The following is a 14,964-nucleotide window of genomic DNA, read 5'->3' as shown; positions in this document are numbered from 1 at the left end:
ATGAAATATAGTCTTTTCAGGAGTGTTGCATTCTTCTCTAATTTTATCTGCTTGTCTAACTCTTCAACGGTCATATGCCGTTCAATAAAGATCCCCTCAGGTCTAACCATGGAACAGTCTATATAACTAATTAGTCTAATAATTTGGGGTTTTAACTATAATTGTTAGCCTTCCTCAAACTCTTCATCTTCTCAAGCTCAGCCTCAAGTTCCTGGATCTTCATTTCATCGATCTTATCTGAAAGTTCTATGAGCTCCTTATCAGCCATCTTGATCGTGTTGTGTACCTTTTCAACGATGTTCTTTTCCATATTGAACTTCTGCTTTTTTACTTCACTCAAGAGGTCTTCAACAAGCATTTTGCCTTCTTCTTTGCTCATTGTTCCTGCTTCGATCTTATCCTTGACACACTCCTTGATCCTCTCTTCAGATAGTGCTGCCAGTCCTGCACCGATCAAAGCAGTTGCTCCCAATATGCCTATTTTCTTCATCTTGTCCATTGATTGTCACTCCCAGTATATTTACAAAATGTATTGAAGCAGTTTCAATATTCTATTAAAGTTGCTTATTCGGGTTGCCTGCAGGGTGCAATATGCCAGCATAAGTGCAAGAGTCAATATTTTATTGATCCAGAAACCCTGGAACACCCCGAATTACATTTCCCCACTAAAAAAAGGTGTTTAACTTAATATATACTTATTGAGAGATGTCAAGACCGATCGATCTCACCTGGCACTGATGCGAACATGCAAATTCAAGCCCTATTAGAGCTTTTGGGAATTTACCACCTGCTTTTTCACGATTCTTTGACTTCAATGAGATATTATCAGGGATTGCCATTCACATCGGTAGAAAAATAAGAAAATAAGAGACGTTTGTCATGGTTTTGAGCCTGACAAAATTGAGAAATGTCTTATATTATTGACTTCATGACTTAATTAAAGAGCAAGGGCATAAAAATAAGCCCCTTGCTTTCGTTCCTTATATCTGACATTTCCGCATTAGGAATGTTAATGTTAAGACTTAATGGAATTTGTGGTTTAAAGTATATAGACCCGAAGGTTATTTTTTGTTGTTTAGTATACTTGCCCAAATATACAAACCGATTACATATTCCTATTTATTTATATAGAATCAAAACACACACTTGGTATGGATTTTTTTACTTTAAATGCATAAATTTTATATTATGCATATTTTATTATACAGTATGTATGGCAAAATCCATGTAAATATTGAAAATATCTAAAGGGGGAAAAATAATGGAAAATAAATTCATATTGATATTGTCTTTAATTCTTGCTATTGCAATGATTATGGTCCCAGCATCAGCAGCGAATGATAATAAGGATTTAACGCAAGGACAACCATTTCTTGATGTATGGGAAGCATTAACGAGCGGATTATCGGATCTGCAAGACAACATCGATGCAGAAGAAGCTGCAAGAATTGCTGCTGATGATACATTACAAGACAATATCGATGCAGAAGAAGCTGCAAGAATTGCTGCTGATGATACATTACAAGACAATATCGATGCAGAAGAAGCTGCAAGAATTGCTGCTGATGATACATTACAAGACAATATCGATGCAGAAGAAGCTGCAAGAATTGCTGCTGATGATACATTACAAGACAATATCGATGCAGAAGAAGCTGCAAGAATTGCTGCTGATGATACATTACAAGACAATATCGATGCAGAAGAAGCTGCAAGAATTGCTGCTGATGATACATTACAAGACAATATCGATGCAGAAGAAGCTGCAAGAATTGCTGCTGATGATACATTACAAGACAACATCGATGCAGAAGAAGCTGCAAGAATTGCAGCTGACGATACATTACAAGACAACATCGATGGCATGGACGATGGACGCTCAGTGAAAGTATTCACAGGTACCCTGCTTAATCCGGGCGACACTGCAACTCACACATTATACACTCAGTCTAATCATGACAGCTCATATCTGGAGCTTCTCGTGCTTGTCCATGATGGAAATTCGAATACCAATCGCCTGTATCATCACGGTGAGTACGCATGGTACCGCGAGTGGACCAATCCGCCAACAAAGCAGGTACTGGGGACGCCTATAGACACGAGCACTGGTAGATACAAGGTAGATACCATTGCCAGTGGTAACGACATTCAGGTTAAAGTGGAACAATTGGCATCATTTCCCGGATCCACAAATGGCCATTACACGATCATTGCCAAGTGGATACCCTAAGTGTTCGTCAGAACACAGAAGTGTACTTTCTGTGGGTTACCGGGGAAACCCGGTGCCTTGTTTTTTTAACTTCAACTTCCTGACCACCTTCTCAATCAAGCCGGTCTGGTTTTTTTTAAATATTATCACTTAAATTTTACATTTCATTCAAGAATGTCAAATTATGTACGCTTGTGAAATGTAACTGCTTATACCTGACATTTAATGTACGATTGTTAAATTCAGTACCAACAAATTTCTTTAACATATCGCTTCCAAACAATGATAAATACAGGAAGTTGACATATCATAACTATATATAAGGATCATCTGTGGGAGATGGGTAGATGCCGTTGAGTATGGAAAAAAGCAATTCGAATGGGGATAGTATCAAATTAAAGGTAGCTGAGGCGACCCAGGAAGATGTGGGGAAAGGTATTGTGCGTATCGATCTGAAACACAGGGAAAAGATCGATGTTGCAGAATATGGGGTTGTGGAGATAGAGGGTGGACGTAAAACATCAGCACTGGTGATAAATACTGATCCGGTAGATGCCGGGCTTGATGTCATCCGAATGGATGGCCTTATGCGTGCCAACGCAAAGGTCAGTATCGGAGATTATGTCGAAGTAAGAAAAGCGGAGTGGAAGGAAGCAATTAATGTCACTCTTGCACCTGTGAGCAAAGGAATGCACATCTCAGCTTCAAGTGATATACTTGCATCTGTTTTCAGGAACAGGACCGTATCAAAAGGGGATTTTATCTCTACAACAAATTTCAAGAGATCAAAGAGCGGCCCTGCCAGAAGCATGATGTTAGAGGATATGTTCAGTGACATATTTGATTACTCATTTGGCCTGGGTGAGATCAAGATGCAGGTGATCTCAACATCCCCAAAGGGCATTGTAAAGATCACTGATCTGACAGAACTCAAACTGCTGCCTGAAGCTGTAGAGCTCCCGCCGGAGCAGTCGATACCAACTGTAATGTATGAGGACCTTGGTGGTATCAAACCAGCAATTTCCAAAGTAAGGGAGATTATAGAGCTTCCGTTAAAGCACCCGGAGCTATTTGACCGGTTGGGCATAGAACCACCACGGGGCGTACTGCTGCATGGTCCTCCCGGGACCGGCAAGACGATGCTGGCAAGGGCAGTTGCCAATGAATCTGATGCTTATTTCGTATCTATCAACGGTCCAGAGATCATGTCAAAATACTATGGTGAATCCGAGCATCAGATACGTGAGATCTTCGATGATGCCGAACAAAATGCACCTGCTATCATCTTCCTTGATGAGATCGATTCCATCGCACCAAAGAGAGCAGAGGTTACCGGAGAGGTTGAAAGGAGAGTCGTCTCACAGCTTCTTTCATTGATGGACGGCCTGAAAGAGAGGAAGAATGTCATCGTCATTGGTGCGACCAACCGTCCGGAAGCCCTGGACATGGCCCTGCGTCGTCCCGGAAGGTTCGATCGTGAGATAGTTTTGCATGTACCTGATCAGGATGGCCGACTGGAAATATTCCAGATACATACCCGCGGAATGCCACTGGCAGATGATGTGGACCTTAAGGCACTGGCTGAAACTACCTATGGGTTCGTGGGAGCGGACATTGCAGCACTTTGTCGAGAAGCGGCAATGAGCACCCTCAGGAAGGTCCTTCCCCAGATCAACCTTGAAGATGAACACATCCCGGTTGAGATCCTTGAAAAGCTCAGCGTGACATCGGAAGATTTCAAGTTAGCACAGAAGGATGTGCAACCATCCGCCATGCGTGAGATCATGATCGAGACGCCAAATGTGGGATGGGACGACGTAGGGGGATTGGAAGATGTCAAGGAACTGCTCAAGGAAGCTGTTGAATGGCCTCTTAAAAATCCGGAATCGTTCCAGCGTATCGGAGTGGAGTCTCCAAAGGGGGTTTTGCTGTATGGACCACCGGGAACCGGTAAGACCATGCTGGCAAAGGCCATCGCCCATGAATCCAACGCTAATTTCATAACCGCAAAGGGAAGTGACCTTCTTTCAAAGTGGTATGGGGAATCTGAAAAGCACATCTCAGAGATGTTTGCCCGTGCCCGCCAGGTTGCACCATCCATTGTTTTCCTTGATGAGCTTGATGCACTTGCACCCATACGCGGAGGAGCAATGGGAGAACCACATGTTACAGAACGTATCGTGAACCAGTTGCTCTCAGAACTTGACGGTCTTGAAGAGTTACACGGTGTTGTTATCGTAGGTGCTACGAACAGGCCTGATATCATCGATCCGGCACTGATCCGCCCGGGAAGATTTGATGAACTGATACTTGTTCCTGTGCCGGATCTGCCCACCCGTCGTAAGATCTTTGAGGTCCATACCAGAAAGATGGCACTTGCAAGTGATTTCAATATAGATGAACTGGTAACTTCAACAGACAAGTATACAGGAGCTGATGTTGCCGCAGTTTGTAAAAAAGCAGGACGCTTTGCCCTTCGTGAAGACCTCATGGCAAACGAGGTCTCACAGAAGCACTTCCTGAAAGCGATCGCTGAAACAGGAGCATCAGTTACCTCTGACACCATGAAATATTACGAGGACCTTAAAGGCGACCTTAAGACCAAAAGGTCAAGGGAAATAGAGAGTCCTGTCTATGGCTGATATTTAAAGAGCATCGGTTAAGGATATAAAGTGTAAGAAGATCGAACACAAAACCAATTGGTTCTGTAGAGATCCTCAACCAAAATCAGTATCAATAACTGGTGTTGTGCATATGTTAGTTTTGAGTATTTACAACTGTGAAGTGGGAAACAGGAGTTTACCGTTACTTGCATGGCTACATCAATAAATGCTAAGTACTTGTCAGACAAAACCCAATCATTCCTTTGTGTTTATGGTGCAAACATACACTTGAGAATTATTATTAAATTTACAGATGATCATTTGAATTTAGAAAAGAAGATTCCTGCAGAGCTGAAACATAGAACCTATAAGTGAATAGAAACAGATACTAAATATAGATGGATGAAAATGGCTGTGAGCCAAAGAAGTTGAGACTTTTTCCTTTACTTCTTATCAGCTTCATCGATGCCCTTGGCTTTGGGATAGTCATTCCATTCCTTGTTTTTCTGGTGGACCAGTTTGGGGGGAACGCCATTGTTTATGGTTTCATCGGTGCTATGTATCCGGCTTTCCAGCTAATAGGGGCACCCATACTTGGAAGATGGTCTGACATTCACGGAAGGAAGAAGATATTGTTCATAACTCAGGCAGGAACATTATTTTCCTGGATAATATTCTTGCTTGCATTTTTCACTCCTTTGAAAACTCTGGTTACCGTGGATTCCACAGTCCTTGGATCATTTATCATCACAATACCCCTCCTCATCCTTTTCATAGCGAGGAGCTTTGATGGGCTTACGGGAGGAAATATAGCCGTAGCAAATGCTTACCTTGCAGACATAACTGAAGAAAAGGACCGTAGCAAGAACTTTGGAAAAATGTCCATTTCCGCAAACCTTGGATTCATAATAGGACCGGCACTTGCAGGCCTGCTTAGCATAACGATCTATAAAGAACTGATCCCAGTACTTGCTGCTGCCCTCATATCCCTGGTAGGAACTATTGTAATACTGCTATATCTACCGGAATCAAGGCAATGCAAAATACGAACGACAAAGAAGATCAGTTTCAGAGAAGTGATAGGAATAAAGAACATACCCTACATGTTGCTGTTATATTTTCTGATCTTTTTTGGGTTCAATATATTCTATACAGCATTCCCGCTTCATGCCGTAAGATCCCTTCAATGGACAGTTGCTGAAATGGGGATATATTTCTCAGTACTTGGGATCCTGATGATAATAGTACAGGGACCTACACTTAGCCGAGCAGTGAAGAAGTATGCAGATGTTCACCTTGCCATAGCCGGAAGTGTTGTACTTGGTACGAATTTTGTCCTGCTTGCATCCGGAAACATTACCCTTACATATCTTGCAGCTGTCTTCTTTGCACTTGGTAACGGCATCATGTGGCCTTCGATCCTGTCCATAATCTCAAAACTTGCTGGAGAAGATCATCAGGGTGCTGTACAGGGTTTTGCCAGCAGTATTTCAAGTCTGGCCAGTATTCTAGGACTGATCTTAGGAGGATTCTTCTATGAAATATTTGGAGGAAGAGCGTTCATAGTGGCTGCAGTGATCATTTACACAGTATTCCTGCTGTCCTTTAGAATGCTTACCTTTGAAAAGAAAATACAGGAAGAGGCAGGAAAATAAGTTATGAAAAACTAAAGTCAAAATAAAGAAGGTCATCCTGACAGTAGCCATATATTCCCCATCTGACATCTTCTTCAGATACCAAACATCCTAGCTTTGCTGAACCTCAGTATCTTCGTCTGAAAGAAGAGTGATCCCCAGTTCCTTCTTATCGATGAACTTTTTGTGTGATGCCTGACTATCTTTGCTGACACCGATAACAAGAGCATTTTCAAAAATCAACGGTATCAATAGAACTATCCTTAAGTTTAACAAAATTAGAAGGAAGGTTAAATATTAGTGAACTGCTGTACTTATCCACGGTTTACTTCGAAACGTTTGCTTTTCTCCATAGTATATTCTCTTTATCATCAATGCACTCTATACTTCCCCTCTCATTCAGGTCTTCAAGTATTTCTATCAAATCCGATTGTTTTATAGTTATACTGTAGCAGGCATCAAACTCGTTACAAATTTGCTGAGGGGTTAAAGTCCTCTTACCAATTATCTTTTCGGTAAATCCTGCGAGATCTTCGTAAGCAGCCCATGGGTAAACGATCCAGCGCCATTTAACTATCTTTTTGGCATAATAGTCCGGCACGAAATCCGAACATATTTTATGCTGGAGGACTGCCGTTTTAATCTCTGCCGGTTTAAGGCATTTCAGGTATTCTACGGCAAGGCTTAGCGTTTTACCCGTATCTGTAACATCATCCACAACAAGGATCTTTTTACCATGAATATCAACAGAGAGTGGAAACTTGAGCTTTGCCGTCTCTTGAATGTCTGCTGCCCTTTTGTAGTGCTCGATCTTTATTGTTGTCAGGTCATCAAAAAGCAGAAAATCGCAGACGAACCTGGCAGGTACATACCCACCTCTGCCTATCGCAATTATGATGTCAGGCAAATATCCAGAATCTTTTATTTTTTTAACAAGTGTTTTAGCAAGGCTGTGTGCTTCTCTAAAACCCATCAAATCACATTTAAATGAGGTGCGATCAGCAGGTGGATATTTATTCGTAGCTGCCATTGACATAGAATATATTCTCATTCTGTAAAAAATGTTTCGAATATTGATTTTTATATTTAGAGATTATCGGCTCTGTAGAAATCATCTTCCCTAAATTCAACTGATCATCTATAAATTTAATAGTGAGAAGTGCCCTGTGTAGGTTTCCAACAAAAAATACAAGGGTATGACTGTGTTTTGTCTAACAAGTACTTAAATTTTATCGATATGACCATACAAGTAACGGGAAACTCCCGTTGTCGGCTTTACAGTTGCAAATATTCAAAACTAACATATGCACAACACCAGTTATTGATACTGATTTTGGTTGAGGATTTCTACAGAGCCCTATTAAGGCAAGTATATAAGATGTATAGACGAACAACTCATTCCCTCAAACAAACCTGTTTCCTCAATACTCTTTTTTATCACTCCCAAAATCATATCTGCTGAAGAGGTTGCTTTTCGATTAACCTTTTGCAACCCCCATTGGCAAGACCCTTACAACTTTTTTGGCGATTTCCAGATTGTGCACCACATCCACCACTTCACTGCTTGATTTATATGCATCAGGTGCCTCTTCAGCGATAACCGACGGATGCGTAGCTTTAACTGTAATTCCTCTTGCTTCAAGGTTTTCCTTCACTGTTTCTCCGAAAAATTCATGCTTTGCATGAGCCCGACTCATCACACGTCCTGCTCCGTGACATGCACTTCCAAAAGCGACACCCATCCCCGCTTCTGTTCCGTGTAGAACATAAGAAGGGGTACCCATGCTGCCAGGGATAAGAACAGGCTGCCCAACAGCTTTGTAGACATCTGGCAAATCATGGTGACCAGGTGGGAAAGCCCGGGTTGCACCTTTTCTGTGCACATAAACTTCTTTTTTCATTCCATCGATTATGTGTTCCTCCAATTTTGCAACGTTGTGGGCAACATCATACACCAAATCCATACCAAGATCGTCCATATCCCTGCCAAAGAAACGTTCGAATACCGCCCGCGTCCAGTGAGTTATGACCTGTCTGTTTGCCCATGCATAATTGGCAGCACAAGCCATTGCTTTGAAGTAGTCTTGGGCCTCAGGGGATTGTGCAGGCGCACATGCAAGCTGCTTATCTGGAAGCTGTATGCCGTATTTCTTCGAAGCACGTGATATCGTCTTGATGTAGTCGGTACATATCTGATGTCCTGCTCCGCGAGAGCCACAGTGGATCATGAATACGACCTGACCCTCTTCCAGTCCAAAAGCATCAGCAGCCTCCTGGTCATATATCTTATCAACATACTGCACTTCAAGGAAATGATTGCCGCTTCCAAGTGTACCAATCTGCGGTTTTCCGCGACTGCGTGCTTTCTCGCTCACCTTTGAGGGGTCTGCGCCCTCGATGCAACCTCTGCCTTCACAGTGGTCAAGGTCGGTCTTTTCCCCATAACCGTTCTCCACTGCCCACTTCGAACCATGCAGGAATATGTCATCCAGTTCGCTGTCCGATGCACGGATGCGACTCTTTGAACCAACACCCGATGGAATTGCACGAAAAAGTTCATCCACCAGTTCTTTCATATGTGAGCGCACATCTTCTTTGTGCAGATTTGTGCGAATAAGACGAACACCACAGTTGATGTCAAAACCAACCCCACCCGGACTGATCACACCTTCTTCCTTATCAAACGCTGCAACACCACCAATTGGAAAACCGTATCCAAGATGCGCATCAGGCATTGCCATCGAGTATTTCTGGATTCCGGGTAGTGACGCAACATTTGCAACCTGGTCGAGAGTTCCTTTATCAAGATCGTGAAGCAGGGTCTCTGATACAAAAATGCGACCAGGGACTCTCATAAATGGTTTGTAACTCTTCGGTACTTCCCAAGTATTGTCATTTATTTTTGTGAGTATATCTAAAATTCCAATCTCGGTTTCTTCTTGCATTTAATTATCCCTTCCCCAAATTTTATATTAAATACTACCTGAACCTAAATTTAATGAATGCAAGTATAGCCGAATATGCACAAGTTTGTTGGAGTTTAATATTTGGAATATCTAAATATCCACAACGACTTGCATAACCCAGCCGTTCGAATCATCTTCTATTTTCAATTCATTGTAGGTAACAGCCCTTATCTCGAGATCAAATATATGGTTGCTCGCTTTCGGTATATTCTCCTACTATCGGGATCTTCTCTCCGCAATATGAACATTTCTTTTGGGGAGTTATTTTGTAATCCACAATGGCAAAACCATCTCTCTTTATGAGCAGCTCCCCGCATTTTGGACAGTATGTATTCTCATACTTATGCCCATACACGTTTCCAATATACACGAACCTCATGCCTTCCTCTGTAGCTATCTCATGTGCCATCTCAAGGGTCTTGACAGGTGTTGGTGGCAGATCCAGTGTCTTGTACTCGGGATGGAAACGTGTGAAATGAAGAGGTGTATCCGGTCCGAGATTGTCATGCACCCATTTTGAAAGATCACGTATCTCATCCGGAGAATCGTTCTTTGTCGGGACGATAAGGTTAATCACCTCTATATGCATTCCAAGCTCCTTTGCAAGTTTTGCAGATTCGAGGACGGGTGCAAGTTTTGCGCTTGTAACTTCCCGATAGAACTCCTCTGTGAATGCTTTGATATCCACCCTGAAGGCATCCAGATAGGGTGAGATACGTTTCAATGCCTCTGGAGTGATATATCCGTTCGTGACATATACGGTTGCAAGCCCTGCCTCCTTTGCAAGTTTTGCACTGGCATAGGTGTACTCGTGCCAGATGGTGGGCTCATTGTAGGTCCATGCAATACTCCTTGAACCTGTGGCCAGCGCCCGTTCCACTGCAGTTTCAGGTGGAATTTCAAAAGCTACGGCTTCATCAACGCTTATCTGGGATATCATCCAGTTCTGGCAGTGCTTGCATCTGAAGTTGCATCCTATTGTCCCCAGTGAGTATGAAAGTGAGCCTGGATAGAAGTGAAACAGGGGTTTCTTCTCGATAGGGTCGACAGCTTCACTCGAGACCACGTTGTAGATCAATGTGTAAAGCGTACCATCGCGGTTCTCCCTAGTCCTGCAAAATCCCCTTTTTCCAGGTGCTATGGTGCATCTGTGATTGCATACTTTGCACTTAACCTTATTATTGTCAAGCTTGTCATAGAGCATTGCTTCTCTAATCACTATTATCCCCCATTATAGATTGGATTTATAGTAAAAGAACATAACTATTCATCTCAAATTACTTTTATTTGTAAAAGACTAAAACATCTTAATTCTTGTTCAGCCACAGTTTACGTTCTGGATTGAGTTTCTCCAGAAGTTCATGCAATTCATCCTGGTTTTTGACTATCTTCTGGAAATCCTCAGTATCAATTGAACCTCCAAACTCCAGATTATTCAGTCTTTTTTCCAGAAAATCAAGTCGTTGATTAAGGGTATTTATCATCTTCTGCTGTTGCTCAATCATTCCCTGAAGATAAAGTATAAACTGGTGGTTTTCATTTATCATCGTGGCAAGTATATCCATCTTTTCACCTGTCAGATAATCACATCCAATGGGTCTTTTATCTTATCAACCTCCCTCTGAATATCAGCGATAGAAATAAAGGGCTACCCATTTTCCTTTAAGGTCCTCTAAAGAGATCTCATTGCCTTCTGGATCTGGAAGGCAGAGTTGTGGGGCTTTTTCCCCTGCAGAAAGTGATGTTTTAGCCATTTTTGTACCTCACATTTATTTTAGGCATCCAGCTACAAAAAACCATCTACGAATAAAATGATCCATCCATAAGATATGCTTTACATTAGCCTTTTCTTAAAGAATCCACAGGGTCAAGCTTTGAAGCTTTGTTTGCAGGATAGACACCTGCGATCAAACCTACACCAACGGCTATGCCAACGCCCAGAACGAAAAGGTACATGGGGAAAATGTAAGGCAGACCAAGGATAGTCACTGCAGCATAAGAACCGACTAAACCCAATATCGTCCCCAAGATACCTCCTATAAGCCCAAGTATTATTGATTCTGTGATAAAAAGGGAAAGGATATTGGACTTCGTAAAACCCAATGACCTTAACAGACCGATCTCTTTTGTCCTTTCGGTAACGGTCACAAGCATAATGTTCATGATCCCAATGGAGCCGACTATCAATGAGATGAGTGCAACTGAGATAAAAAGAGAAGTAAGACCAGCTGAAAGCTCATCAAGCTGATCAAGAATGTCAGCCTGATTGAATATGGTATAAGGCTTTACATCCTCATTATCAAGCTCCCTTTCAGAAACTCCCAGGCTTCTGGCGATCTTCTTATCGATCTCATCAGAAACAGGACGTACCGATTCAGCATCTTCAACTGTTATTGAAAATCCACCATAATCTTCAATTCCCAGCATCTCGTTCATCGTATCTATCGGAATGAATATCCTTACATCGGATTCAGCCCCGGTCTGTATAAAAGTAGTATCCGGACTATCAATGATACCAATTACTTTGAAACTGTGTTTTACAGGTGTACCATCCCTGCGTATGAACTCGATATCAATAGAATTGCGATAAGAGATCTTCTGGTCGAACTTTTCATATGCAACATCTGAACCCAATACAGCAGCATATTTATCCTGGTCCGAAAAGAAATTCCCAACCTCCAACTGTATATTGCCGATCTTTTCATAATCAGCCGAGCTCCCTTGTATATCGATCTGTCTGATAGTACTGATATAAGTAACACCCGCCAATTGCTGCCGTATAGGGGAAACACCTTCGACCTTTGGAGTGTTTCTTATAGCTTCAAGCTGGTTGTCATAGAGTAGATTGATGTCCTCACTATAGATGACAATGAAGTTCGAGCCCTGAGACCCAAGCTCATCAACAAAGAACTGATTAAAACTTGCACCAAGAGATACATTTGCAACAACAGCAGCTATCCCTATGATGATACCAAGAGTTGTTAATGCAGATCGAAGCTTGTAGCTACTGATACTACCGATCGATAAATGCAGAGCCTGTGAGAACTTCAGCATACCGGAACACCCCTTTCATTCATAGCTCAGTGATTCCCCCGGGTCCATTTTAGCCGCTTTATTGGCAGGATAAACGCCTGCTACCACACCAACAAAAAGTGCGATCCCAAATCCCAGGAAGATAAGAGATATCGGGAAAACGAACGGCACATCTATGTACTGATTTACGAAGTAAGAAGCTATAACTCCCAGGATAACACCAAAGATGCCACCTAAAAAACCAATGATGGCTGCCTCTACAACAAAAAGTGTAAGAATATCCCTGTAAGTGAATCCCAGAGACTTAAGGATGCCTATCTCTTTTGTCCTTTCAGTGACCGTCACGAGCATGATGTTAGTTATACCAATGGAACCAACAAGAAGGGCTATCAGTGCAATAACTGTCAATATCGAGGTGAGTGCAGTGGAGATCTGGTTGAGCTGTTCAAGAATATCCTGCTGGCTGAAGATCACATAAGGTTTTGCGTCCTCATTATCGAGATCACGGCTGGGGACACCAACAGATCTTGCAAGGTTCTCGTCGATCTCATCAGTAACGGTTTCAAGGACTTCAAGGCTCTCAGCTTTTATGAAAAAAAAACCAATATCATTTACACCCTGCATCTCCTGCATCACATCCAGGGGAATAAATACCCTGAACCTTGGATCGAGCTCAGGGGCAACATAAGTAGCATCTGGATCCAGAACTATACCCTTCACCGTGAACTTGTGGGTGCTTACAGTACCATCGATATTATTAATGGAAATATTGATGGAGTTCTTTACAGAAAGGTTCCTTTCAAATTTATCATATGCTATATCCGAACCTATCACAGCAACGAATTGGTCCTGATCAGTGAGGAACTGACCTTTTTCCATGACAATATTCCCAACTTCCCCATATTCGGAACGGACACCATTTATTGTGGCACTTCGACTCGAAGATTGATACGTGACAGTACCTATTTGTCCATTGACAGGCGATACCGCCTCAACACCCTGTGTGTTCCTTACAACTTCAAGCTGGTTATCATGGAAGACATTGTTCTTTTGCGTAAAAACAACAATGAAATTAGAGCCTACAGCTCCAATGTTATCTTCAAAGCTCTGGCTAAACCCCACGCCCAATGAAATGTTCACAATGACAGCAGCCACACCTATGATAATACCAAGTGTGGTCAAGGCAGAGCGTATTTTAGCACTACGTATGCTTCCAAGTGCGATCTTCACAGCGTGTGAGAGTTTTACCATGATCTCAGCTTTCCATGGATATCCTTAGACCTTTCTTTCGGTACAAGTAATAAGCAACAACTACAATGACACCTCCAATTAACAGGACCACCAGTGTAGTGTGATCGTTGTCCTCCCCCACATGTTTCAATGTAAGGACACGTGTTCCAACAACTTCATCGTGTTCATTCAACCCATTCCTGTAGTTCGTATTGATAGTAAGATTCACCGTACCGGTCTTATCAGGATCTTCTGCCTGTGCTTCGACCTCAATGGTGAACAGTTCATCCGAGTCCATGGAGCCAACGAAATATTCCTGCGGAAGGAACTCAACACCATCTGCTTCAAGTTCTACAAGCACAGAAGATAGTGCATTCGGATGGATGTTCGCAACATCGAACTCCAGGTTCGCCTGACCATTCTCCAGAACAAGAGGCATGGAAGGAATTACCCTCACCGATGAGGATTCCACAACGACAGGTACCATCCAGTTATTATTAAAAGAGTGGGAGTTACCTATCATGACAAGATCAAGGAAATAAGTACCATCTTCTATCGAATCACTTACCTTGAGATTATAAGTGACCTGCACGAAATCTCCCTGTCCGAGGACACCCTTACCTTCATAAGGCTGACTGGTCACGGTGATCGTATCAGTACCTATGAGTGTTGCGGATTGTACCCTTGCAAAAGTATCATAGTTCACATCATCAATAAGGATCGTACTCTGTTGGGCAGTATTTGTCAGGGTAAAGCTCACACTACCCACATCACCTGGCATAAAGACCTCAGGAGAAGCGATTATATTTGAGAGTCCCACGGTACCTTTGCTATCAAAAGTGGTGGAGCCTACTTTGATATCAAAAGTACTTTTTTGCCAGGAGGAGTCATCACTCGCACGATACAGTATGTCAAAACTGCCTGTACCTGCCTTTGCACCATCATCCACATAAAGACGATACTCATGGATAGCAGCCCTGTCAGGAGGTAATATGCCGAAATTCTCCATGGCATTGTTTTCTGAATCCAGTGATAAAGGATAATCAGGCTCGATCTTAATTGTGACATCTTCAGCAGTACCGGCTGCAAAGTTCTCAATTTTAATCCATACATCCACGTAAGCACCTATTTCTGCAGGATAGGGATCGTACCTCAAGAGGTCCGCCCTTAATGTACTGCTGGAAGATTCTGCACCAGCAAGTATGGGAGCTAAAGCAACAAACAATACCATTAACAATACCAGAATTCCGATTGGTCTTTTATAGTTTTTCACAATATACTCCACCCTT

15 protein-coding genes and 2 pseudogenes are annotated in these 14,964 nt (G+C 42.3%); 4 read left to right on the top strand and 13 right to left on the bottom strand.

The features are described 5' to 3' along the window. Nucleotides 1-151: 151 nt before the first annotated feature. Together KDK67_RS03635 and KDK67_RS03630 are read right to left on the bottom strand one after the other, a co-directional pair. Nucleotides 152-499 (bottom strand): hypothetical protein, encoded by a 348-nt coding sequence (locus tag KDK67_RS03635; RefSeq protein WP_250867472.1) that lies wholly within the window; start codon nt 497-499, stop codon nt 152-154. Between the two features lie 196 nt (nt 500-695). After that, entirely contained in the window at nt 696-839 is a 144-nt protein-coding gene (locus KDK67_RS03630) for a hypothetical protein (protein ID WP_250867471.1), read from the bottom strand. Nucleotides 840-1,261: 422 nt separating this feature from the next. Between KDK67_RS03630 and KDK67_RS03625 the strand changes: the two genes are divergently transcribed. Further along, nucleotides 1,262-2,230, top strand: a complete 969-nt coding sequence (locus KDK67_RS03625; protein ID WP_250867470.1) for a hypothetical protein — start codon at nt 1,262-1,264, stop codon at nt 2,228-2,230. A gap of 326 nt (nt 2,231-2,556) precedes the next feature. After that, nucleotides 2,557-4,851 carry a CDC48 family AAA ATPase gene (locus tag KDK67_RS03620; RefSeq protein WP_250867469.1) on the top strand — a complete coding sequence of 765 codons (2,295 nt, stop codon included), beginning with the start codon at nt 2,557-2,559 and terminating at the stop codon, nt 4,849-4,851. A gap of 71 nt (nt 4,852-4,922) precedes the next feature. Here the strand turns inward: KDK67_RS03620 and KDK67_RS03615 are convergent. After that, nucleotides 4,923-5,060: pseudogene (locus KDK67_RS03615) on the bottom strand (IS5/IS1182 family transposase); the annotation flags it as partial. A 150-nt stretch (nt 5,061-5,210) separates the two neighbouring features. Here KDK67_RS03615 and KDK67_RS03610 point away from each other — a divergent pair. Next, entirely contained in the window at nt 5,211-6,467 is a 1,257-nt protein-coding gene (locus KDK67_RS03610; protein ID WP_250867468.1) for an MFS transporter, read from the top strand. Nucleotides 6,468-6,557: 90 nt separating this feature from the next. On the opposite strand, the gene KDK67_RS03605 is transcribed toward KDK67_RS03610, so the two are convergent. Next, the gene (locus KDK67_RS03605) at nt 6,558-6,698 is read right to left on the bottom strand and encodes a redoxin domain-containing protein (protein WP_250867467.1); all 141 of its coding nucleotides are present in this window, start codon (nt 6,696-6,698) and stop codon (nt 6,558-6,560) included. A gap of 73 nt (nt 6,699-6,771) precedes the next feature. Then, on the bottom strand, nt 6,772-7,482 hold the full coding sequence (locus KDK67_RS03600) for a phosphoribosyltransferase (RefSeq protein WP_250867466.1): 711 nt from the start codon (nt 7,480-7,482) through the stop codon (nt 6,772-6,774). A 171-nt stretch (nt 7,483-7,653) separates the two neighbouring features. Between KDK67_RS03600 and KDK67_RS03595 the strand changes: the two are divergent. Then, nucleotides 7,654-7,794 (top strand): annotated as a pseudogene (locus KDK67_RS03595) (IS5/IS1182 family transposase); the annotation flags it as partial. Between the two features lie 130 nt (nt 7,795-7,924). On the opposite strand, the gene KDK67_RS03590 reads toward KDK67_RS03595, so the two are convergent. The 8 genes from KDK67_RS03590 to KDK67_RS03560 all read right to left on the bottom strand — a co-directional run bounded on the left by KDK67_RS03590 (nt 7,925) and on the right by KDK67_RS03560 (nt 14,948). Continuing rightward, nucleotides 7,925-9,391 (bottom strand): RtcB family protein, encoded by a 1,467-nt coding sequence (locus KDK67_RS03590; protein ID WP_276575051.1) that lies wholly within the window; start codon nt 9,389-9,391, stop codon nt 7,925-7,927. 111 nt (nt 9,392-9,502) lie between these two features. After that, nucleotides 9,503-9,583, bottom strand: coding sequence for an archease (locus KDK67_RS14510; protein WP_420846918.1), 81 nt, complete (start codon nt 9,581-9,583; stop codon nt 9,503-9,505). 7 nt (nt 9,584-9,590) lie between these two features. Beyond that, a complete protein-coding gene (gene amrS, locus KDK67_RS03585) occupies nt 9,591-10,631 on the bottom strand; it encodes an AmmeMemoRadiSam system radical SAM enzyme (RefSeq protein WP_250867465.1) in 1,041 nt (346 codons plus the stop codon). Nucleotides 10,632-10,719: 88 nt separating this feature from the next. After that, nucleotides 10,720-10,977 (bottom strand): hypothetical protein, encoded by a 258-nt coding sequence (locus KDK67_RS03580; RefSeq protein ID WP_250867464.1) that lies wholly within the window; start codon nt 10,975-10,977, stop codon nt 10,720-10,722. A gap of 63 nt (nt 10,978-11,040) precedes the next feature. Then, nucleotides 11,041-11,166 carry a redoxin domain-containing protein gene (locus tag KDK67_RS03575; RefSeq protein ID WP_250867463.1) on the bottom strand — a complete coding sequence of 42 codons (126 nt, stop codon included), beginning with the start codon at nt 11,164-11,166 and terminating at the stop codon, nt 11,041-11,043. An 85-nt stretch (nt 11,167-11,251) separates the two neighbouring features. Then, complete coding sequence (locus KDK67_RS03570; protein WP_250867462.1) at nt 11,252-12,466, bottom strand: ABC transporter permease; 1,215 nt, start codon at nt 12,464-12,466, stop codon at nt 11,252-11,254. Nucleotides 12,467-12,481: 15 nt separating this feature from the next. Next, nucleotides 12,482-13,696 carry an ABC transporter permease gene (locus KDK67_RS03565; RefSeq protein ID WP_250867461.1) on the bottom strand — a complete coding sequence of 405 codons (1,215 nt, stop codon included), beginning with the start codon at nt 13,694-13,696 and terminating at the stop codon, nt 12,482-12,484. Between the two features lie 4 nt (nt 13,697-13,700). Beyond that, nucleotides 13,701-14,948: a COG1361 S-layer family protein gene (locus tag KDK67_RS03560; protein WP_250867460.1), complete on the bottom strand. Its 1,248-nt coding sequence runs from the start codon at nt 14,946-14,948 to the stop codon at nt 13,701-13,703. Between the last annotated feature and the right edge of the window lie 16 nt (nt 14,949-14,964).

It is taken from the genome of Methanococcoides seepicolus, from assembly GCF_023684405.1.
Taxonomy (GTDB): Archaea; Halobacteriota; Methanosarcinia; order Methanosarcinales; family Methanosarcinaceae; genus Methanococcoides; species Methanococcoides seepicolus.
This window is presented reverse-complemented; position numbering and strand designations above follow the sequence as displayed.